The sequence below is a fragment of the Sulfitobacter sp. HI0040 genome, assembly GCF_001634885.1.
Taxonomy (GTDB): domain Bacteria; phylum Pseudomonadota; class Alphaproteobacteria; order Rhodobacterales; family Rhodobacteraceae; genus Sulfitobacter.
The window spans coordinates 1-20,984 of sequence record NZ_LWEX01000101.1 but is presented as its reverse complement, the minus strand read 5'-3'; the positions used below and the strand labels follow the sequence as shown (position 1 = coordinate 20,984).

At 59.6% G+C, this 20,984-nt stretch carries 16 protein-coding genes and 3 pseudogenes; 11 read left to right on the top strand and 8 right to left on the bottom strand.

Features of this window, described 5'->3' with window-relative positions:
* The 4 genes and pseudogenes from A3728_RS07740 to scpB all read left to right on the top strand — a co-directional run.
* Positions 1-783: TniB family NTP-binding protein (locus tag A3728_RS07740; RefSeq protein ID WP_236630436.1), on the top strand; the 783-nt coding region annotated here is incomplete at its 5' end.
* Positions 780-1,571 carry a TniQ family protein gene (locus A3728_RS07735; RefSeq protein ID WP_038147409.1) on the top strand — a complete coding sequence of 264 codons (792 nt, stop codon included), beginning with the start codon at positions 780-782 and terminating at the stop codon, positions 1,569-1,571. The genes A3728_RS07740 and A3728_RS07735, both read left to right, overlap by 4 nt.
* A gap of 54 nt (positions 1,572-1,625) precedes the next feature.
* Positions 1,626-2,085 (top strand): annotated as a pseudogene (locus A3728_RS22260) (DUF1403 family protein); the annotation flags it as partial.
* Between the two features lie 2 nt (positions 2,086-2,087).
* Positions 2,088-2,660: an SMC-Scp complex subunit ScpB gene (gene scpB, locus A3728_RS07725; protein ID WP_067267117.1), complete on the top strand. Its 573-nt coding sequence runs from the start codon at positions 2,088-2,090 to the stop codon at positions 2,658-2,660.
* 435 nt (positions 2,661-3,095) lie between these two features.
* Here the strand turns inward: scpB and A3728_RS23970 are convergent, their stop codons facing one another.
* Positions 3,096-3,287: a hypothetical protein gene (locus A3728_RS23970; protein WP_437171939.1), complete on the bottom strand. Its 192-nt coding sequence runs from the start codon at positions 3,285-3,287 to the stop codon at positions 3,096-3,098.
* A gap of 462 nt (positions 3,288-3,749) precedes the next feature.
* Positions 3,750-4,466 (bottom strand): GntR family transcriptional regulator, encoded by a 717-nt coding sequence (locus A3728_RS07720; RefSeq protein ID WP_067267120.1) that lies wholly within the window; start codon positions 4,464-4,466, stop codon positions 3,750-3,752.
* Positions 4,467-4,573: 107 nt separating this feature from the next.
* Here A3728_RS07720 and A3728_RS07715 point away from each other — a divergent pair, with 107 nt between their 5' ends.
* From A3728_RS07715 to A3728_RS07690, 6 genes and pseudogenes are all read left to right on the top strand, one after another.
* Positions 4,574-6,691: a TRAP transporter permease gene (locus tag A3728_RS07715; RefSeq protein ID WP_067267122.1), complete on the top strand. Its 2,118-nt coding sequence runs from the start codon at positions 4,574-4,576 to the stop codon at positions 6,689-6,691.
* Between the two features lie 21 nt (positions 6,692-6,712).
* Positions 6,713-7,699, top strand: coding sequence for a TAXI family TRAP transporter solute-binding subunit (locus tag A3728_RS07710; RefSeq protein ID WP_067267124.1), 987 nt, complete (start codon positions 6,713-6,715; stop codon positions 7,697-7,699).
* A 103-nt stretch (positions 7,700-7,802) separates the two neighbouring features.
* Positions 7,803-9,083 (top strand): class-II fumarase/aspartase family protein, encoded by a 1,281-nt coding sequence (locus tag A3728_RS07705; RefSeq protein WP_236628194.1) that lies wholly within the window; start codon positions 7,803-7,805, stop codon positions 9,081-9,083.
* A 44-nt stretch (positions 9,084-9,127) separates the two neighbouring features.
* On the top strand, positions 9,128-10,498 hold the full coding sequence (locus A3728_RS07700) for a class II fumarate hydratase (protein ID WP_231886404.1): 1,371 nt from the start codon (positions 9,128-9,130) through the stop codon (positions 10,496-10,498).
* A complete protein-coding gene (locus tag A3728_RS07695) occupies positions 10,495-11,658 on the top strand; it encodes an enolase C-terminal domain-like protein (RefSeq protein ID WP_067267130.1) in 1,164 nt (387 codons plus the stop codon). The genes A3728_RS07700 and A3728_RS07695 overlap by 4 nt, the downstream gene beginning before the upstream one ends.
* Before the next feature lie 57 nt (positions 11,659-11,715).
* A pseudogene (locus A3728_RS07690) lies at positions 11,716-12,450 on the top strand (IS110 family transposase); the annotation flags it as partial.
* Between the two features lie 223 nt (positions 12,451-12,673).
* On the opposite strand, the gene A3728_RS07685 reads toward A3728_RS07690, so the two are convergent.
* From A3728_RS07685 to A3728_RS07670, 4 genes are all read right to left on the bottom strand, one after another.
* Positions 12,674-14,590, bottom strand: coding sequence for a TRAP transporter permease (locus A3728_RS07685; protein ID WP_067267132.1), 1,917 nt, complete (start codon positions 14,588-14,590; stop codon positions 12,674-12,676).
* Between the two features lie 67 nt (positions 14,591-14,657).
* On the bottom strand, positions 14,658-15,791 hold the full coding sequence (locus tag A3728_RS07680; protein ID WP_028955082.1) for a TAXI family TRAP transporter solute-binding subunit: 1,134 nt from the start codon (positions 15,789-15,791) through the stop codon (positions 14,658-14,660).
* Between the two features lie 52 nt (positions 15,792-15,843).
* Complete coding sequence (locus tag A3728_RS07675) at positions 15,844-17,046, bottom strand: CaiB/BaiF CoA transferase family protein (protein WP_067267135.1); 1,203 nt, start codon at positions 17,044-17,046, stop codon at positions 15,844-15,846.
* Positions 17,043-18,785 carry an acyl-CoA dehydrogenase family protein gene (locus A3728_RS07670; RefSeq protein ID WP_067267136.1) on the bottom strand — a complete coding sequence of 581 codons (1,743 nt, stop codon included), beginning with the start codon at positions 18,783-18,785 and terminating at the stop codon, positions 17,043-17,045. Before A3728_RS07670 ends, A3728_RS07675 begins: the two co-directional genes overlap by 4 nt.
* A 138-nt stretch (positions 18,786-18,923) precedes the next feature.
* On the opposite strand from A3728_RS07670, the gene A3728_RS07665 reads away from it, so the two are divergent.
* Positions 18,924-19,814 carry a LysR family transcriptional regulator gene (locus A3728_RS07665; RefSeq protein WP_067267138.1) on the top strand — a complete coding sequence of 297 codons (891 nt, stop codon included), beginning with the start codon at positions 18,924-18,926 and terminating at the stop codon, positions 19,812-19,814.
* An 81-nt stretch (positions 19,815-19,895) separates the two neighbouring features.
* Here A3728_RS07665 and A3728_RS22250 read toward each other — a convergent pair.
* Together A3728_RS22250 and A3728_RS07660 are read right to left on the bottom strand one after the other, a co-directional pair.
* Positions 19,896-20,222: pseudogene (locus A3728_RS22250) on the bottom strand (DDE-type integrase/transposase/recombinase); the annotation flags it as partial.
* A 111-nt stretch (positions 20,223-20,333) separates the two neighbouring features.
* The coding region (locus tag A3728_RS07660; RefSeq protein WP_067921759.1) for a 4-phosphopantoate--beta-alanine ligase at positions 20,334-20,984 on the bottom strand (651 nt) is incomplete at its 5' end.

The following is a 20,984-nucleotide window of genomic DNA, read 5'->3' as shown; positions in this document are numbered from 1 at the left end:
CAGGGCATGATCGAAGCGCCACGACAAACCCGTATGCCTGGGCTTCTTGTGCATGGCGCCTCCGGGATCGGAAAGACGATGATTGCCCGAAACCTGTCGCGCAAGTACGCACCAGAATACGATCCGGCGTCGGGCATCACCCGCACACCGCTTCTGCTGTTGCAAGCGCCGCCCGCACCTGATGAACGGCGGTTTTACCTGCACATCCTGGCCGCCGTCGGCGCCCCGGCGACGGCTCTTAGCGCCCGCGCTCAAAATGTGGCTTCCCTCGAAGTCCGTGTCATCGCGCTCTTACGCGACCTTGGCCTGCGGATGATCATGATCGACGAGGTCCACAATCTCTTGGCCGGGACCCACCGCGAACAGCGCCGATTTCTCAATGTCCTGCGGTATCTCAGCAATGAACTCGAGGTGTCACTGGTCTGCCTTGGGGTCAGCGAGGCCGTCGATGCTATTCGCGGTGATATCCAGCTTGCCCGACGGCTGGACGAACATCATCTGCCAAACTGGCGCGACGATGCCGAGTTCTCGGACATGATCCAGACCCTTATTGCTGCCATGCCACTGGAAAAGAAGTCCAACCTGAAGGTCAAATCTCTCAAGCAGGTCTTGGCACTGACCGGTGGGGTGACCTCGCGCATCTTCGCTCTGGTCAAGGATCTTTCCATCGACGCCATTATCACAGGCGAGGAATGCATCACCGATGACGCAATCGCAAAATGGACGCCGGTTTGGTCGCGCCATGCGAACCCCCATCGGCGGCTCCAGAAGTCCCGGGTGTGAAGCCGCACCCGCTGCCCAAGACTGTCGCGCCGCTGCCAGACGAGTTGTTGTCAGGTTGGTTGTCTCGGCTGGCGGCGGCCAACTACTGTGATGATGCGGAACTACTGGCTCATCTCAGAATCGATACCGCGCATGGCACCGCCTTGGACTTCAACGTCGACGCGGCTGCGGCGGCGAAGATTGCCAACGCCGCACGGGTTAACCCAGATGTTGTTCGATCTTTGACCTTTCCGGCAATGACGCCACGAGAAGCCTCGCTGACGGCTCAGATGCCATTCCAGCATTGCATGCAATGCGCCAGAGAGGGTCTTTCGCTCAGGCATTGGAGGCGGGCCTGGGCATTTGACTGCCAAGTTTGCGGGACGAGACTTGTGCAGACCCTTGGCAAACTCCGTGAGGAACAAATATCTGGAAAACTGATATACCGAGCGCGCCGCGGGGCAGAGATGCTTGAGTGCGCCGCGCGCTCGCGCGGCCCCAAGCAACTTCGGCGCGCAATGCGCGCGGTCACCTTTGCCATGTCACTCAAAACCTTCCGCGGGGATCCGTCGTTCGCTGTCCAGAACCCCAGATCGGAAGTTAGGCTGTTCTGCCTCGCCGCAATCGCCGCCGCTCGATCTCATCCCTTGGCTAAGGCAGCCATCGTCAGCAAAAGCATCGACGACTATGCAAGGGTTGCTCTCTTGCGCGCCTTCGAGAAGGAGCCTCGATTGCTTGCCGCGGTTGATCACATCGCGCAAAGGTGCGCGAGAAACAGGGGCCCCATGACAGCCGTATCTCACAATTAAGGGCAAAAATTGTCGCCAAACGCGTCGCGTCTCAGATTAAAGGGCAACGCGACACCCGGAGATTTGCCCGGACCGACGGGCGCGATCTGCCTCGCCTGGCGGCGCGCGGTGGAGCGACCGGTGTCGATCAAAGCTCTAGGCCGACCCTTGCCGACCCTCGAACCGGGCTCGATTGCCGGGTGGCTTGATGCGGGGAAAGGGTTGCCGGTGACCCGGGCCGCGATGGTGTTGGAGGCGTTATTGCGCGAGGGGCCGCGCGCCGATGTGGCTGCGTTAATCCTTGCGGACGCGGCCTTGGCTCAGGCGCTTGGTTGGGAACATCTTGTGCTGCAGCTGGCTGCGGGCCAAGGAGGCGGGCGACGCGGTCGAGATGTTCCTGACCCGCGATGCCGTGGCGCCTTCGGCCTTGCCTTTGCCGGATCGCACCGCGCGGCGGCTCTGCGGCCGGCTGGTCGAACTCGGCGCTGTGCGCGAGCTGACCGGGCGCGACACCTTCCGGCTCTACGGGCTGTAGCGATGGCGAAGGATCGCTCTGACCCTGATTTGGATTGCGAGCTGCCCGACCTGCCGCCAGAGTTGCGCTGGCGGGAATGGATGCGCCGGATCGAGGCGGTGCTCTTCGCCTCTGCCTGCCCTGTGCCGCGCGAAGATTTCGCCCGGGTAGTGGGGCAGGAGGTGTCGGTCGATCAGCTGGTCGAGGACCTTGCCGCCGATCTGGAAGGGCGCGCCTTCGAGATCGCTCAAGTCGCCGGCGGCTGGATGTTCCAGACGCGGGCCGCCTACGCGCCCGCGATCCGCGCAGCGGCGGATGTCGGGGATCAATTGCTGGACCTGAGCGAATTCGACATCGCGGTGCTGGCCGCCATCACCTTTCACCAGCCGGTCACCCGCGATAGGCTGAAGGATATCCTCGGCCAAGAGATCAGCCGCGACCTGATCGGGACCGGGCCGAGGTCGCCCCGGCGCGGGGCGCCTTACATCTTCGTGACCACCGAGCAGTTCCTCGTCGCCTTCGGATTGGAGAGTCTGCACGATCTTCCCGATCGGGAGCAGTTGGAGGATGCTGGGGTTGCGGCGGAAGTATCGTAGGTCAGTTTCGGGTAGAATGTTGTCGATCTTTTCTAGCTCTAAGACACTGAGAAAAAGTTACTTTTCGCTCGTAGCCTCACATCTCGCCGATCTCCGATGCCGGGCCTAGTGCAAACTCGGTCGTTCTGTTTATCGTTTCATGGGCTTGCCGGAACAAGACATTCTCGACGCATACATCTCGGGAAAGACCTGGCATCTGTCTGCACCGGACCGCGCAAGACTGTTGGAGACCGAATGTCCGCAGATCTAGCTCCCATCAGGAATGCTAAAGGCCAAGAGGCAGAGCTTGTGAACGCGGCGTACCTCCTCCTTTTAGGGAGAGACTCTCACTTGGAAGCTCACGGCACCTTGTGCCCCCGCGGGATACAAGCCGGAGCATTCCCAACGAAGGTCACCCGAATAGCCGGGGCTATTTGCGGTCGGCGATAGAATAGATCAGGTGACTCCACCTGAAATCGTCACGGGGCTCGGCACCGGACCGGCCAAGACCGTGTAGGGCGGCGTTCTGTCGAATATCTGGATGTCGGATGCCGGCAGCGTCCCAGTATTCTCGAAGTAGATCCTATACTCGAGCACATCTCCAGCGCCCGCGCCGTTGCTGACACCCTCGGGTGTACTTTGCGTCACATTGCGAACTGTCTTGGACAGGGACAATGTGCCTTGCGGAGCCTCGACGGTGACACGATCTCGGTTCCGATCTTCTTCAGAAATACCGACGCCATCATAGGTTGTCACCGCCAGCAGGCCAAATGCGTAATAGGAGCCTTGAGACAGTGCTGCGGATGCCGATACCCGTGCGATGATACAGATTACAACGTGCGGCGCTGCAACGTTGCAGTGTATGGGGGGTAGGCTTGGCTAATGGCACATCATTGCCGCCGGGGGGCGGTTCCTGTACCGGCCGTCGTGAGGTTCTGTCGGTGGGCGGTGCGGTTGAATTTATTCACTCTGCCGCAGCAGCATCATGGCCAAGGTAACCTCACCCTTGAGCAAGGCTCCTTTCAAACGTAGGACTAGGATAGCTCAACGGGCTCCCTCATTAACCCTACGCGTGGCTTGAGAGACACAAACCCGAAAAAAGAGCCCAGCCTAGCGATTGAGGGACATGTGATATTCGAACCGGTCTGCGGGATGTTGGCTTAGGCTGACATAAATCAGCCGCCCAGCCGAGCAATATTGTCGCCGTATTTCAAGTGCGAGTTCGTTTGGAGCAGTCCGCAGGAGGCTGCAAAGTTCCTCATCGAGAATCCGTGGCCGGATCACCTGGCGGACTTCATCGACCACACTGCCGTATCTGCTGGCGATGCGGGTCGCGATGAGCTCCGAGTAGTCGCCGATATCGTGGATCACACCCGGCAGCTCGATATCGATATAATTCTCAGTAAAACAAATCGGCAGAGCTGCGGTCTTGATGTCCGAACGTAGCGTGCGGACGCGAAACCAGCGGCTGCCCGCCGGGACGCCGAGCCGTTTCGCAAGGGTCATATCAAGCGTGACTTCTTCGATGCCAAGCAACGTCCTGTGTGTCGCGGCGCCGAAATGTGCAAGTTCTTCAATCGAGGTTGTCGAGGGATTGTAGCTGCCCGGCTCGATCGACGTTACTCGCGTTCCGACGCCTTTCTGGCGCGTCACTAATCCGAGCTGCACCAACCGTCCGAGTGCTGCACGGACGGTGGAGCGGGAAAGCCCCCGGTCTTCCGCCATTTCAATTTCTGTCGGCAACAAGGATCCGAGCGGGTAGAGACCCGTTCTGATGTCGCGCACCAGTTCATCGGCAAGGACGGCATAGATTGGTTGACGAGACATTCTTGTTCCATACAGCCCGACTTGACAGAATTCCAGATATCATAGTATGTACGAACAAAGTAGTATGTCCGAACATATAAGCTCGAACGCTGCTGCGGGGGGAATGCATGACCGAGATAAAACCGGGGCAGAACGAAGCGTATAATGAAGACGCGACACGGGACGCCGAAACTTTCGACTTTGGGTCCAAAATCCGGAACCTGAGCGGATGGCAGACAGCGATGGTCGCCGCCCTCTGTGTTCTGTACTCTGTCTTTCACCTGTTGGTGCTCAATTTCTTCCAGCTTGACGCTTGGGTGTTTCGTGTCCTGCATGTCAATATCGCCGCGGTTATAGCCTTCGCGCTCTATGCCCCCTTCGGAAAAGCGGGTGACAAAGTCCCCGCGTTTGACTTCCTGCTCTCAGGTCTGGCAATCTTCGCTTCGCTTTATATCTTGTGGAATCTGGATGAGTTGATCATCCGCACGGGTGTCCTGCCGACGGCAGGGGACGTCGTGGCTGCCTTGGCCGGGATCATCGTCGTTATCGAATTCACCCGGCGCACGGCAGGGGTAGCCCTGCCGGTCCTTGCGAGTATCTTTATCGTCTACGGCTTCGTTGGGCCTTGGTTGCCGGGCGTGCTTTATCACAGGGGCTTTGGGGTCGATGAGTTCTCGACCTTCGTCTATTCGATGGAGGGCGTGTTTGGGATCGCCACTGCCGCGGCGGCGAAGTACATCGTGCTCTTTGTGTTGTTTGCGGCATTTCTCCAAGTTTCGAAAGTCGGCGATTTTTTTATGAACCTGGCCTTCGCCTGTTTCGGGCGGATGCGCGGGGGACCCGCGAAGGTATCGCTGTTCGGCTCCATTCTGTTCGGGATGATCTCGGGCAGCGGTGTGGCGAACGTGGTCGCGTCGGGTACCTTTACCATCCCGGTGATGAAGCGTGTCGGCTACAAGCCCACCAGTGCAGGTGGGATCGAAGCGGCGGCGTCGACAGGAGGGCAACTGACCCCACCGATCATGGGAGCGGGTGCGTTCATCATGGCGGAAATCACAGGCATCCCCTACACTGAGATCATCGTTGCGGCACTGATACCCTGCGTGTTGTATTACTTCGCAGTCTATATCCAGATCGATCTCGAAGCGCGCAAGGAAGGTATTGAAGGTCTCCCCAGCTCGGAACTGCCCGATCTGAAGCCAATGGCCAAGGACGGCTTTATGCTGGCTCCGCTCGCCTTGTTGATCATCTTTCTATTTGCCGGATTCTCTATCATCTCTGCCGGTTCATGGGGCATTGCCATCGCGGTTCTCGTCATGCTGCAGCAACGGATGGGTCTTGATAGTCGGCTGTTGGCTGTGCCGGTCGCGACGGTCCTGGTGACTGTCTTGGCGGTGCCTTATCTTTCCGCAAATACACATGGCATCATTGCGATGGGCACTGGCTCAGCGACGCTTGCCGTTGCAGCCCTTGCTGCCCGGACCGATGGAATGTCTGCGGCGATCCGAGGCACTGTGCAGGATATCCTCGAAGCGTTGAGCATCGGGGCGCGTCAGTGTCTTCAACTAGCAGCCGTTTGCGCCTGCGCAGGGATTGTCGTTGGTGTGATCGGGCTGACCGGTCTTGGCGGAAGGTTTTCGGCCATGCTTCTCGGGGTCGCAGGGCAAAGCGAGTTCCTGGCGCTGGTGTTTGCCATGGTCATCGCGCTGATCCTAGGAATGGGCATGCCGACAACTGCTGCTTATGCCATCGCAGCATCGGTGGTTGCTCCATCCTTGCAACGGATCGGGCTGGATGTCCTGCCGGTGCACCTATTCATCTTCTACTATGCAGTCATCTCGACGATCACGCCACCAATCGCGCTCTCGGCCTTTGCGGGCGCCGCGCTGGCGGGCGGTGATCCCTGGAAAACGTCGTTCAAGGCCGTGAAGTATGGTCTGGCGGCATTCATCGTTCCCTTTCTCTTCATCCACAACCAAGGGGTGCTGATGAACGGGTCCGTATGGGAAATCGTTCGGACGACAGCCACCGCCTTGCTTGGCGTGTGGGCGCTTGCCACCGCCAGCGGCGGCTGGTTCGCCGGAACGCTTAGCGGCTTCTGGCGGATCGGATTTGGTGTGACCGCCCTGCTTCTGATTGCCGGGGATATCTACACCGACCTCGCGGGCGTCGCCGTCGGCGCGGCGCTCATCGCCCTCAGGCTCGCTCGTACGGGCGGGACGGGGCGCGGAACTAAGACTGTTTGATTTTCAAAGGGAGGACTATCCATGAAACGCAGAAATCTTATCGGCCTGTCGCTAGTCGCGGTACTGGCCGGAACCACCGCCTTTGCGCAGGACGCGGACCGCAGCAATTGGCCCGGCAACATTGTGGTTGCCACCGCTTCGCCCGGAGGCACTTATGCGATCTACGGCCAAGGCGTGGCCAGCGTGATCTCCAGCGCGCTGGGTGTTCCTGCCTCGACGCAGCAGACTCAGGGACCGCTTCAGAACCTCGTGCTGGTCAACAAGCAGCGCGTCGACGTCGGTCTCACGACCCTGGGCCCGGCCTTTGAGGCGATTCAGGGCGAAATGGACATGGATCTCGGCACAAAATACGATGGCGTTCGCGCACTTTTCCCGATGTATGTGACCCCCTTTCAGGCCGCTGCGCTTGCGAGGTCAGGGATCGTCAAGGTGTCCGACTTCGACGGCAAGACCATCGGCACAGGCCCCAAGGGAGGCACCGGCGGCACATATTGGGAGCGTTGGTTCGAAGCGCTTGGATTGAATGTCAACGTTCAGAACGGTCCGATCGGCGACCAGACGTCACAATTGGCCGATGGCCGCCTAGATGCGGTGGCGACCGCCGCAGGCTTGCCGATGTCCGCCTTCTCGGAGCTCGAGGCGCTGCAGCCCTCCGTGATCTTCGGTCTGAACGACGATGAAATCGCAAAGCTCCAGGAAAGCGTGCCCTATGCACAAATCATGGAAATTCCTGCAGCCACATACTCTTCGCTTGATGAGCCAGTGAAAACGTTCGGAATGTGGAACATCGCCTTCGCGTCAAAGGACATGCCTGAGAGCCTGGCATACGAGATCACCAAGGCGATCTTCGAGAACCACGACGCGCTTCTAGCGACACATGGCTCGGCAAAGGAAACCTTGCTTGAGAACGTCGCGATGAACACGGTCATGCCCTACCATCCGGGCGCGATCAGATATTTCGAGGAAAATGGCATCGAGGTTCCTTATGCCGTGAGACCGGCGGAGTAGGACATAAATGACCGAAGGATCTGCACCCGTGACAAGCTACTTGCCAAAAACCGTGACAGCGCTCGACTCTCCCATATGGGGCCGCAGTTTCAGCGACGACGAAATGCGCGCGATCTTCTGTTCGGAACGCTACCTGGCCGCCTGTACCGAGGTAGAGGTGGCATTGGCGCGGGCGCAGGCCGGTCTAGGGTTGATCCCCGCGGAGGCGGCCGACGGAATTGCGGCCGCTTCCCTCCAGCCTCTCGATCACGACCGGCTGGCGCGTGAAACCGAAATCGTCGGATACCCGATACTGCCCATTGTCGAGCAGCTTTCAGCGACGGCGGGAGAGGCTGGTAAGTATTTGCACTGGGGGGCGACAACCCAGGATATCATGGACACGGCTACGGTTCTGCAGATCCGGGATGGTTTGGAGCTTGTCGCTCGGCGGGTCGAGGGGGTGCGTAGCGCGCTTGCAGGGCTGGCACGGACTCATCGCGACACGCCGATGGCAGGCCGGACCCACATGCAGCACGCCCTGCCTGTGACCTTCGGATATAAGGCCGCAACTTGGCTGTCTGGGTTCGATCGCCACGCAGAGCGGCTGGAACAGCTTTCGCCGCGGGTGCTCAATGTCCAATTCTCAGGGGCATCGGGCACCCTTGCATCACTGTCTGGGCGGGGGCTGGAAACCCAATCCGCCCTTGCCGCCGAGCTCGGTCTAGGTGTCCCATCGATCACTTGGCACTCGATCCGCGACGGCATTGCAGAAACCGTCCAGACTTTGGCGCTGATCGGTGGCAGTCTTGCCAAGATCGCGGGCGATGTCGCGATCATGATGACTACTGAGCTAAGCGAGGTGGCAGAGCCTTTCGTCCGTCATCGTGGCGCATCCTCCACAATGCCGCAGAAAGCCAATCCCATTTCCTGCGAATTGATCCTCGCGGGGGCCCGCCTGATGCGGAACCACGCGTCGGCGATGCTTGACGCTATGATCCATGACCATGAACGCGCCACCGGTCCTTGGCATCTGGAGTTCTCTGCAGTCCCGGAAGGCTTCGCCACGATTTCAGGGATGTTGGCCCAGGCTGAATTTATGCTCGAGGGTCTGCGGGTTTATCCCGAAAATATGGGGCGTAACCTTGACCATTCCCGGGGGCTGATCGTGGCCGAAGCGGTGATGATGGCTTTGGCCCCCCACACGGGACGCAAGGAAGCGCACGACATCGTCTATGCCGGTTGTCGCCGTGCGGTAGAAGGCAGCATTTCGTTGTATGACGCGTTGAAGGATGAAGTGGTGCTAACGAGCCATCTCGAGGGCGAGGTGCTGAAGTCGCTGACAGAACCCCGCAACTATCTTGGCGAGGCGCCAGAAATGGTCGACCGGGTGCTTGCGGGACGATGATTTGCTCCGAAAGAATGAGAAACGAGGCAGATTCGGTGGGTGTCATGGCAATTCCCGCCGACCGCTACTGGGGCGCGCAGACACAGCGTGCGCTTGCCGTCTTTACGATTGAGGGCCCGCAGATGCCGGTCGGAGTGATCCGCGCCTTCGCGCTTCAGAAGGGCGCAGCGGCGGAGGCCAACCTTGCGCTCGGCATGCTCCCCGACGAGATCGCGACGTTGATCGGCCGCGCGGCCGAAGAAATGCGCGAGGGCCGGTTCGACAATCATTTCCCGCTGCCGATCTGGCAAACCGGCAGCGGGACCCAGACCAACATGAACGCTAACGAGGTTCTGGCCAACCGCGCGAACGAAATGGCAGGGCAGGGGCTTGGCACCCGCACGCCAGTCCATCCGAACGACCATGTCAATCGTAGCCAATCATCCAACGACAGTTTTCCGACGGTCATGCAGATCGCTGCGGTCGAGGCGATAACAGGTCGTCTGCTGCCCGCCCTGTCGCGTTTTCAACAGACGCTCGAGGAGAAGGCGCAGTCCTACCACGATCTCGTTCGTCTGGGACGCACACATCTGAATGATGCGGTGCCGGTCACGCTGGGACAAAACTTCGCATCCTACGGTCTTCAGATCGCACGGGCAAAGCTACGGGTCAGCGCCACCTTGCCAGACCTTCACAGGCTCCCGCAGGGGGGAACGGCGGCCGGTTCCGGCCTGAATGCGCCGCATCGTTTTGCGCAGGAGTTCTGCAATGTCCTGTCTCGTCGTTCGGGCGCTGATTTCACGCCGTCTTCTGTCGCGGGAGAGGGGATGGCTGCGCACGACGCGGTTGTTGCGGCCTCCGCGGCCTGCGAGGGGGTGGCGGTCTCGCTGATCCATATCTTGAACGATATACGCTTGCTGGCGTCCGGCCCCCGCGCGGGTCTGGGAGAGCTGGAGCTTCCCGACGATGGTCTGTCGTCTTCGATAATGCCGGGCAAGCGCAATGCGACCCTCGCCGAAGCGCTTCTTCAAGTCTGCCACCGCGCGCTCGGTAATCATACGACGGTGGTTGCGGCAGGTGCCTCAGGTCTGTTCGAGTTGAACGTCGCCAAGCCCGTCCTGATCCACGCATTGTTGGAAAGTGTGTCGGCACTTGCGGATGGACTGGATGCCTTCCGATCCGGTTGTCTGATTGGGTTGAAACCGAACCGTGCTCGCATGGCGCGCAACGTCGAGATGTCGCTCATGGTTGCAACTGCACTGACGCCAAGACTGGGCTATGATGCGGTCGCACGATTGACCCGCAAAGCGGAAGCGAGCGAGACTTCGCTGCGCGAAACATGCTTGGCCGTTGGTTTGTTAAGCGCAGATGAATACGATCGGCTGATCGACCCGGTCCTTATGGCTAAAGGCGGCTTAATGGGTCATCCAAAATGAAAATCGTTAGTATTCGCCAAGCAGATCTTCCTATCAGCTCCCCGGGCAAGAACGCCGTTGTGGATTTCGCCGGGCTCAGGACAAGCGCTGTCGCCATCGTGACCGATCAGATGCGAAACGGCAAGACGCTGGTAGGGTACGGGTTCGGATCCATCGGGCGGTGGGCGGAGGGGGGAGTCCTGACCGACCGACTCATACCTCGATTGATGGCTGAGCCGCCCGATGCTCTGTTGGACGATGCTGGAATTTTAGATCCAATTCACTGCGCCGCCGTCGCGATGCGTAATGAAAAACCGGGTGGGCACGGAGGCAGGGCGGTCGCCATGGGCGCGCTAGATATGGCAATGTGGGATCTTGTGGCGAAAGCCGAAGAACGCCCGCTTTACCGTGTTCTGGCTGATCGGTTTCGCGCGGGCGCGGCAGACACCGACATCGCGGTCTATGCCGCGGGTGGCTACTATGGTTCAGGTGGAATGGTTGGTTTAGAGGATGAAATCCGGTCGTATCTGGATAGGGGCTACCGCGAAGTCAAAATCAAGGTCGGCGCCGCTCCTTTATCGGAGGACATCTCCCGCATTGAGGCCGCTCTCGCGTTACTTGGACATGATGGCAGCCGCTTAGCGGTTGATGCGAATGGTCGCTTTACCCTCGATGAGGCTTTGGCATTCGGCCGCGCCATCGCGCCGTACAGTCTGCGGTGGTACGAAGAAGCAGGCGATCCCCTAGATTTTCGCCTTCAAGCTGTGCTGGCCGAAAGCTACGAAGCGCCCCTCGCGACTGGCGAGAATCTCTTTTCCCATCAGGATGCCCGCAACCTTTTCCGATATGCAGGCATGCGACCGGATCGAGACATTGTTCAGTTCGACGCTGGGCTTTCCTATGGACTCTCGGACTATATGAAGACACTCGCGTTGATGGATCAGATGGGCTGGTCTCGCAGACGTCTGCATCCGCACGGAGGGCACCAGATGTCCCTGCATATCGCTGCGGGACTGGGGCTGGGCGGCAACGAAAGCTATCCCGGCGTATTTCAGCCGCTCGGAGGATTTGCAGATGATCAGAAGGTCTCAGACGGGCGCGTCTGTCTTCCCGACGTTCCGGGGATCGGACTCGAATTGAAGTCAGAATTGTGGAAATGGTTGCAAGATAATTTGTCATGAAGTTCATGATTTGCTCCTGGCCAATAGCCGAAACATGTCTGTAGCGATTAGGCTCCGGATCGGCGGGATGTCGAAGGCATCGCGCGCCTACTTCACCTCGGTTGGTTCCGGCCGGTTCATTGTAAATCCTTCTCTGCGCAAGAGGTCCGTGCCGTGCTCGGGGCCCGAAAGGCCATACAGCAGGGGATGATTGCCTTGGAAATGTCCATGCGTGGGCTGTTGCGGAACTTCGGGTTGAAAGTTGGTGCCATCTCTCGGGGCAGGTATGAACACCGAATCCGCGAACTGGCGGACTGCAACTCGATGTTGGAGGCCGCGACAGGGCCAATGCTTCGGGCGCGGGCATCCTTGCGACAGGAATTGGCGGGACTAGAACGCCTTGTTCGCCAAATGGCGCAGGAGAAACCAGTCTGTCGTCGACTTATGTCGATGCCCGGGGTTGGGGCCGTTGTCACGCTAACCAACAAATCAACCATTGATGATCCCACCCGGTTCACAGCTTCAAAGAATGTTGGCCCGTGGGTCGGTCTGACGCCATCGCGCAACCAATCGGGCGAACGCGACGTTTCGGGCGGCATCACAAAGGCAGGTGATATCAACCTGCGCCGCGCGTTATGTCGGGCTGCGACCGTGATGTTGCACCGCTGGCGTTCGACGTGGCTGAGAACATGGGCAGCGCAGGTCGCCCGCCGTCGTGGTGGCAAGCGCGCCATGGTCGCGCTAGCCCGGCGCATCGGGGTGATCTCAGACGAAGGCAGCGGAGATAGAAGAACGGCACAGAAAAAACTGTGATCAAATCCGCAACCAGGCGGTCGGATGCCTATGTCGAAAAGCGCTTGACTGAGACGTCCCCGTTACCGAAGTCTGGAGCCTAAAGACTAAAGGGCTCGCCACTGCACTCATCCGATTAACGCAACAGTCCCCTCACAATGGCATTCGGACGAGGGTTGAGGGCAATCGCCAACGCCATCATCAAAACTGGCGTGTCTCGGCAGATTCAGCGCGCCTAAATACCTCACTGATTTGCGAGAACGGATTTTCCGCGTTGCCATGCTATGGCGAGACCCAGCAAGAGAACCGCGACTCCGGCCAGCTCGAAATACCGGTCCGGAACCATCAATCCAATCGCACCAATGCCGACGATAAGCCGCTCGAAACGATAGATTCGGCCCACCCCGTAGACATATCCTTCAAGCGCGCAGGACAAGGCAACCAGCGCGGCAATAGCGGTGCTGATCGCCATGACGATGGCAACCACATCCCCGCCCTGCAGCAGCAATGCAGGCTCGTACACGAAGACGAAGGGCAGGATGAACAGGGGCGTCCCCAGTCGCATCGACGTAAACCCCGTCGCCATGCCGTTGGCCCCCGAGATTTGCGCCGCAGTGATCGAGGCCAGCGCAACCGGTGGTGTGATATAGGACAGCATGCCCCAATACAGCACGAACAAATGCGATCCGATGGGCGACAGCCCCAGCTTGACCAGCGCAGGCGCAAGGATCGTGGCCAGAAAGATGTAACAGGCCGAAACGGTCATCCCCATGCCCAGAACGAAACTGGTGATCGCGCCCAGCACCAGCAACAACAGCGTGCTCTGCCCGCCATATTGAACCAGCTCGCGCGAAAACGCACCGCCCACGCCGGTGATGGCAAGCGATCCGACAACCAGCCCGATCCCGCAAAGCGTGGCGATCAGATAGGCAATGTCACGTGTGACCCCCTGTACCAGGCCAAGCGCCGCGGCAAGTTTGGGGATCTGCCGATGGCGCAGCAGTGCAACCAAAAGCATGGCTGCGGTGGCGTAATATGCCGCGCGTGACGGGCTGACCGCGAACAACAGCACAACCAGCGCCGCCAGCGAAAACAGATGGTGCCAGCCTTGCATCACCACCTCGCGCAAGATCGGGAGTACCTGATCTGCAGGGGAGACAATGCCCTTGCGCGCGGCAAACAGGTCAACCTGCAGCAACAGCGCGATGTAATACAGCAGCGATGGCACAATCGCGGCGACGATGATCGTCGTGTAGGGCATGTCCAGAAATGACGCCATGATAAAGGCAACAGCCCCCATGACCGGCGGCATCAACGTCCCCCCTGTCGAGGCACAGGCTTCGACTGCGCCCGCGTATTGCGCGGGGTATCCGGCCCTCTTCATCGAACTGATGGTCATGCGGCCCGTGGACAGCACGTTGGAAATCACCGAACCGGACAGCGAACCGAACAGCGCGCTTGAAATGATTGCGACCTTGGCCGACCCGCCACGCCGGCGGCCCATCAGCGCCATGGACAGGTCCATAAAGAACTGCGCGCCGCCAACGGCGTTCAACACAGCACCAAAGATGATAAACCCGACAAGCGTATCCGCCACCACGCGCAATGGAATTCCGATCAGGCTTTCCACGCCCATCACATGCGCCGCCGCTGTTTCGGTCAGCGACAAAGACGGCCCCCAGAGAAATCCGGGCATATGCTCTGCAAAAAGCGGATAGGTGGCAAAGAATGCGCAAATCACCAAAAGCAGCGTGCCACCAGACCGGCGCAGCGCCTCAAGCGACAGCAGCACCATCACAATCGACACGGCCGCAGCCGTAGTCGGCGCCACCACGTCCCATCCTTGCGTCAAGATCAGCTCGGCATTGATCGCAAAATAGATCCCCGACGCCAGGGCAAGCGCAGCAAGCACCCAATCCACCAGATTGACACGCATCTGCATGGCTCCGGTGCGCGGCGGCAGCAACAAAAACGCCGCCGCAAGGAAAATCCCGATCAACAGGTAATAGTACCTGTTCGACAACAGCGGAAAGACCCCGAACAGCGACAGATTGAAGGTTTGCAGAACAATGCCGACAAGGCCTGCTGCCCCAAGGATGCCCACAGATATGCGGGCGGGGGTGTTCAGTCGCTCGATCGGGCCTTCGTTGGACGCTTGCATTTGGATACCTCGGGGTCAGCGGTCAGGAAAATGGTCCCCGTCCATTGTTTCAGGACGGGGACAAACATTATTTTTCGATTGCAGCCCGGTGCTCTTCCCAGAACGTCGGCCAGTCCTTGGAAGAGATGTTTTGGTCCATCGCCTCTTCGGTCGCGGTCTCCCATGCGGCCATCACGTTTTCAAGCCGGGCAAGCCGCGCATCGTTCCACGCCTGGTCCTTGTCCGTCCACACGCCGATCTCTTTCAGATATCGGATGGCTCCGGGATGGAACGGCGCGTCCTGCGGTGTTGTGCCGGCCTCGCTGATGGCCCAGTTCGGCATCGCAGATGTTGCGTCCTTGTAGATATCAAAGCTTTCGTCCAGCGCCTTGATAAAGTTATAGACCTCGTTTTCATCGGCATCGGCGTAAACCGTGATCATCGGGTAGCGCACGGCAAAAATCTGTGCCGGATTGTCTTCAGAGATACCCGCGCCGGTGGTGACGGTTGCAGGGGCAAAGAAACTTGCGACATCTGTCACCGCAGCCCAGCCTTCTGCGTTGTCTTCCGGCAGGGGCGCCCAGCTCAATCCGCGCGACGATCCTTCCAGCTCGTACAGAGTGGCCGCGGTTGGTGTGGTGCCTGCAACATCTGCCTGACCATCGACCAGCGCCTGAAGCGCCGCGCCATAGGATGGAACCTCGACAACCTGTACGTCATCCCATGTCAGACCCGCAAAGGCGAGCATTGCTTCGACCTTGATGTTGATCGACGGGTTTGCCTTGATCCGTGGCACGCGCTTGCCGCGAATGTCCGCGATGGTCTTGATACCGCTGTCGGTCGCAATCGCCATGCCAAAGGTCGACGGCCGCCCGGCGACGATACGCAAATCCTGCGGTCCCCATTCCTGCACCGAGAAATCATAAAGCGCCTCGGTCGCAAAATAGACCTCGTTGGCAAGCCAGCCGTATTGCACGCGGCCTGTCTTGAGCGGCAGCAGGCGCCCGATGGAGGTGCCGGAGGGCATGATCCGCACCCGCGTGTCGAACTTCTTGCCGAAAGCATCCGCCACGGCAGAGGCTTCGGTATAGCCGCTGGATCCGACGTCATACGTCGACCAGAGCATTGAGCGTGCAAGCTCTGTTTCCTGCGCCGCGGCCGGCATGACCGACGCGATGGCAATCGCCGTCGCACCAAGTGTTTTGAGCAAAATGTTAGACATGTAGGTTCCTCCCTGTGAATGTCGTTCGATCCGTCTGCTGTCCCTTTGGACCTCAGATGTTGCGTTTGTCGGGTGTGATCCCTTTCTGGGTCAGTGCCGAAATGTCATCGGCAGAGAACCCTGCCTCTGACAGAATCTCCTCGCGGTGCTCTGCGAACTTCGGCGGCTTGCGCCGATAGCTGGCCGGCGTGGCGGCCGCTTTGACCGGCGCGCCCAAGCCGGTGTAATCCCCGATGCTGACCCGCATCTGCCGGTGTGCGGTGTGCGGATGCGCCAAGGCTTCGCCCACGTCCAGAACCGGCCCCGCCGGCACACCGCCTTCGATCAGCTTTGTGGCCAGCGTATTGGCGTCGTGACTGGCCAGAACCGCCTCGAGAACCTCGCGCAAGGCCGCGCGGTTTTTCACACGGTTTCCATTGGAGGAAAACCGTGGATCGGTCGCAATGTCAGGGGCGTCTATCAATTCACACAGCCGCGCGAACTGGCGGTCGTTTCCAACCGAAAGATAAATCGGCCGCCCGCCCGTCGCATAGGCCGAATAGGGCGAGATATTGGGGTGATCATTGCCGGTAAGCTTTGGCAGTTTTCCCGACAGGGCATAATTTGCGGCATGCGGATGCAACAGCGACAACGCGCTGTCAAACAGTGCCGCCTCGATGAACTGACCCATTCCGGTCCTGGAGCGATGATGCAGCGCCAGCAATATGCCCTGGACCGCATTCATGCCCGTGACCATATCAACCAGCGGCAGTCCCACCCGTGTCGGGCCGCTCTCCTCGGTGCCGTTCACGCTCATCAGACCGCCCATGGCCTGCAGGATCGCGTCATAGCCGGGCAAACCGCCCATTGGTCCGTCGGCCCCAAATCCGCTGACCCTGCAATAGATCAGGGCCGGGAACCGTTCGCGCAGAACCTCGGGGCCTATGCCCCAGCGTTCCATCGTGCCGGTCTTGAAATTCTCAAGCACGACATCCGCATCCGCCAACAGGCGCATCAGCACATCGCGACCTTCCTCCTGCCGCAAATCCAGCGCCAGCGCGCGCTTGTTGCGGTTGATGCCGATGAAATAGGATGCGGTTTCCTCTTGGAACGGCGGGCCCCACTCGCGGGTTTCATCGCCCGAGGGCGGCTCGACTTTGATCACATCCGCGCCATGGTCGCCCAGTATCTGCCCGGCGATCGGCCCGCCCAGCACGCGCGACAGATCGACGACCTTCAAGCCATCAAGCGCACTTGTGTTCGGAACCGCCGTCATTGCGCTGCAATCTGCGTTTGCGTGGTGACATCGCTGACCAGCGCGCGATTCAACAGCGCCGCAATGGCGGCATCGTCTTCGGATGATCCGGCGGCCGGTGCGGCCAAAGGATCATGCGCGGTCAGCTTGTGGGCAATCACCGCATCCGCCAAACGCTTGCGGTCGCCGGAATACCCGGCATCACCCGAAAGCTTTGCATCTTCCCAAACCATGATCGCCGCTGAGGTGGCATTGTAAACCGCGCTGGCAGCGGCGCGCACATCGCCTTCGCGCGCACGGTCATTGGCAACGCCATCCAGCAGATCGGCGGCGCGGTCAAAACAAGCCGCCACCTTGGCAACGTCGGTGCCCGCCTCACGGGCGTCATCCAAAAGCGTGCCGACATAGGCCCGCAAGGCATCCAACGCCCCGGCACGACGCACCGCGCGCGCCACGTCAAGGGCCACGATGTTACTCGTGCCCTCCCAGATCGAGCCAAGATGGGCATCGCGCAGGACCCGCGCGTCCGACCATTCCTCGATATAGCCACAGCCGCCGCGCACCTCCATGCCGTCGCCCGCGACCTTGCGCGCGTCACGGCAGGTGCGGAACTTTATCAACGGCGTCAGGATACGCAGGACCCTGGCCATCTCGGCATCACCCGCATCTGCGGCCTGCAACACGCGTGCCGTATGAAAGACCATCGAACGCCCTTGCTCGGCGGTGACCAGCATTTTCATCAGCTGCCGACGCATCAGCGGCAGGTCGATCAACTGCTTCCCAAAGGCGGTCCGGTTCTGCGAGATGAACAGGGCTTCGGACACCGCGCGCCGCATCAACCCCGCCGATCGCACGCCATTTGCCAGCCGCGACATGTTGATCATGTCGGTCATTTGCTTGAAGCCCTGCCCGGCATCACCCACCAGATAGGCCGTGGCCCCTTCCAGGGCGATTTCGCCGCTGGCCATGGACTTGGTGCCCATTTTATCTTTCAGCCGCAAAATGCGGTAGGCGTTCCTGGTCCCATTCGGCAAAATCCGCGGCAGCAGGAACAATGACAACCCGCCCGTGCCGGGGGCTGCACCTTCGGGCCGGGCAAGCACCATGCCAAGCGCGGCATCGGGATTCGAGCAGAACCACTTGTCTCCGGACAGCTTCCATTCGCCATCAACCAGCTTCGCCGTGGTTTCGATGGCCCCCACATCCGATCCGGCAAGCTGTTCGGTCATGAACATCGAGCCTTGGAAAACCTCGTCCATGTTCTGGCTGGTCAACTGGTCAAAATAGGTGTCGATCAGCTCTTTCGAGCCGAATTTGACCAATGTACGGGTCAGAGAATCCGTCATCGACAACGGACAGCACAGACCAAACTCAGCCTGCACGAACAAATAGACCAGCGCGTATTTCATCATCGGCGGCAGCGGGGTTTCGGACCCAAACACCCCTGCACGATGCGACATCGCGGCAAGGCCGAATTCCCCAAACGCATAGCGTTCCAGTTCGACATAGGCAGGGTGTTTGTGCACCGCCTCCAGATCGGCACCATTGCGGGCGCGAATTTGCAGGGTTGGCGGGTTCTTGTCCGCCGTCAGTGCCAGCTTTTCCAACGCGCTGCCAACCAAGGCGCCCATGCGGTCCAGTTCAGCAAGGTAACGCGCGTCCTGACCCAGATACAGCCGGGTCAGGTCCTGCAGCGCAGTATCGGCCGCAAAGGCGTTCAAACCGGCGCTGTCGGGGATGTTCTTGTGAATGGTCGGCATCTGGTCGTCTCCTCGGGTCGTCATCGAGCAGACACGTTCCGGCCTGCGCATTTACCGCCGGACCTTGACCTGTAGACAATTCCAATACCAATATTAGTTTCGTATTTCGCGATAGCAAAAAGCAAATGGACCAGCACCATGGCCATCACGTTCCGACAGCTCGAACAATTTCTTGTTCTCAGCAAAGAGCTGCACTTCGGGCGCGCGGCGACGTTGCTGAACATCTCGCAACCACCGCTCAGCACCAGCATGAAACAGCTCGAAGCCAACTTGGGCTTTGCGCTTCTGGATCGCGGGAAACGCGGCGTGCGGCTGACCCCGGCAGGGGTGATATTCGCCGATCATTGCGCCCGAATTCTGGGGCAACTTGATTCAGCGCGGGCTCTGGCGGAACAAAAGGCCAAAGGCGCGGCGGGGCGTATTTCGGTGTCTTTCGTCCCCTCAATGCTGTTTCGCAACCTGCCCAGATCGCTCCGGAATTTTGAAGATCTCTATCCCGCTGCGGAACTGTCCCTGCACGAAATGAACACGCAGCGCCAGGTTGACAGCCTGTTGCAGCGCAAGGTGGACATCGGCTTCATTCACGCCGTACCGCTGCCGCCAGAGATCAAATCCCACCGCATCGAAACCGAGCGTTTGATGTGCTGTGTGCCGCGCCAGCATCGACTCGCCGGTCGCAGCCGCATCGCGATATCAGAGATGGCCGGTGAAAAGGTGCTGGTCTTCGCGCGCGAATTCGCCCCCCATTATCACGACCGTATCGTCGGCCTGCTGCGCGCAGCCGACGTGGAACCTTCTGCTCTTTTTGACGTGCAGCACTGGTTTACGGTGATTGCCCTTATCGCGCAGGGCATGGGAATTTCGCTGGTGCCACAATCGCTGTCGCGGTCTTCCATGGCCGATGTCATCTATATCGAAGTGGACGACGCCAATGCCGAGCATGTGGTCGAAATGATCTGGCATGGCGACAACCAGAGCAATCTGGCATCGACATTCCTGCGCTACATCCACCTTCATGGATTGTCGTGACACACTTCAAAAGACAGCATGTTTGCGGGGCGCATTGCCGATTTGTTGTCGCGCTCTTGAGAAATGCGACCCTTCGGATTTTCAAGCGGCCATTTTTGCTGCATCAGTATTCCAGAGGTTGAAAGCATCAACTCTAGCGTGGCGGTAAGAGATTGCGGAAAACCGATAGCATTGGGGGCGGAGGATCGTGTTTGCGTGATCGTGATAGGTAAGAAAACTCTTTGCCTGCCGAGGCGATTTGAACCGGCCCATCCCTTTCTTGCGTTTTCGTTTCGGCCTGTACGAGCCCTCAATTCTATTCTTCAAACCTTTGTGCGCGCGATGAACAGCGCGCGGAGCGAACTCGCGGATAGACTTGAAATAGCTCCGCAACTTGTCCGTCACAATGACCCGGGGCGCGCCGAATCTTCGGCTCCCACCACGCGTGTTGGCCGTAGCTACTGAGGCATCAACGTCGCTGTGCTGGTCCTCTCAATTCTATAGCGTTATCCTAATTTGGATAGTCGCATTCGGCTGACGTCAGACGGGTTCAGGTATTCTTCCGGCTTCGATTGGCGCGTGAGATGCAGCTTTGACCGGCGTATTGTCAATTAGTCGCACACCGTTCAGCCAGGCGGCAACGAACAGGCGCGCGGGACGGTCCGCCGACATCAACGGCTGTAAATTGGGATCGCTGCGCAATTCAAAATAGTCGACGTCGTCAAAGCCAGCGACGAGGAGCGCCTGACGTGAGGTTTGAAGCGCCTGCGCGACGTTGCCGCCCTGACCGATTACATTGGCCGCGCTTTCTAGCACACGTCCGATCACAGGCGCCACTTCACGCGATTCCTTCCCAAGCCGCAGATTGCGCGAAGACATGGCAAGGCCGTCGTCCTCGCGAACCGTTGGGCAGGCGACAATTTCGGTTTTCAAATCAAGGTCAGCGACGACACGACGGACCACCTGCAGCTGCTGATAATCCTTTTCGCCGAAGAACGTACAATCGGCGTCGGTCTGTAGCAGCAGCTTGGTCACGACGGTCGCCACGCCATCGAAGTGACCGGGCCGGTCGCCGCCGCACAGTCCGGCGCTGACACCGGACACGGAAATCGTCGTGGAGAAATCTGTGGGGTACATTTCCTCGGGCTCGGGGATATAGAGCACGTCAATCGCAAGTGGCCCGAGGATGCG

What these genes read in the sequence shown, in the direction of transcription:
- scpB (WP_067267117.1), top strand. Translation starts at nt 2,088, where the DNA reads ATGGCGAAGGATCGCTCTGACCCTGATTTGGATTGCGAGCTGCCCGAC.
- A3728_RS07720 (WP_067267120.1), bottom strand. Translation starts at nt 4,466, where the DNA reads ATGTCTCGTCAACCAATCTATGCCGTCCTTGCCGATGAACTGGTGCGC.
- A3728_RS07715 (WP_067267122.1), top strand. Translation starts at nt 4,574, where the DNA reads ATGACCGAGATAAAACCGGGGCAGAACGAAGCGTATAATGAAGACGCG.
- A3728_RS07710 (WP_067267124.1), top strand. Translation starts at nt 6,713, where the DNA reads ATGAAACGCAGAAATCTTATCGGCCTGTCGCTAGTCGCGGTACTGGCC.
- A3728_RS07705 (WP_236628194.1), top strand. Translation starts at nt 7,803, where the DNA reads ATGCGCGCGATCTTCTGTTCGGAACGCTACCTGGCCGCCTGTACCGAG.
- A3728_RS07700 (WP_231886404.1), top strand. Translation starts at nt 9,128, where the DNA reads ATGGCAATTCCCGCCGACCGCTACTGGGGCGCGCAGACACAGCGTGCG.
- A3728_RS07695 (WP_067267130.1), top strand. Translation starts at nt 10,495, where the DNA reads ATGAAAATCGTTAGTATTCGCCAAGCAGATCTTCCTATCAGCTCCCCG.
- A3728_RS07685 (WP_067267132.1), bottom strand. Translation starts at nt 14,590, where the DNA reads ATGCAAGCGTCCAACGAAGGCCCGATCGAGCGACTGAACACCCCCGCC.
- A3728_RS07680 (WP_028955082.1), bottom strand. Translation starts at nt 15,791, where the DNA reads ATGTCTAACATTTTGCTCAAAACACTTGGTGCGACGGCGATTGCCATC.
- A3728_RS07675 (WP_067267135.1), bottom strand. Translation starts at nt 17,046, where the DNA reads ATGACGGCGGTTCCGAACACAAGTGCGCTTGATGGCTTGAAGGTCGTC.
- A3728_RS07670 (WP_067267136.1), bottom strand. Translation starts at nt 18,785, where the DNA reads ATGCCGACCATTCACAAGAACATCCCCGACAGCGCCGGTTTGAACGCC.
- A3728_RS07665 (WP_067267138.1), top strand. Translation starts at nt 18,924, where the DNA reads ATGGCCATCACGTTCCGACAGCTCGAACAATTTCTTGTTCTCAGCAAA.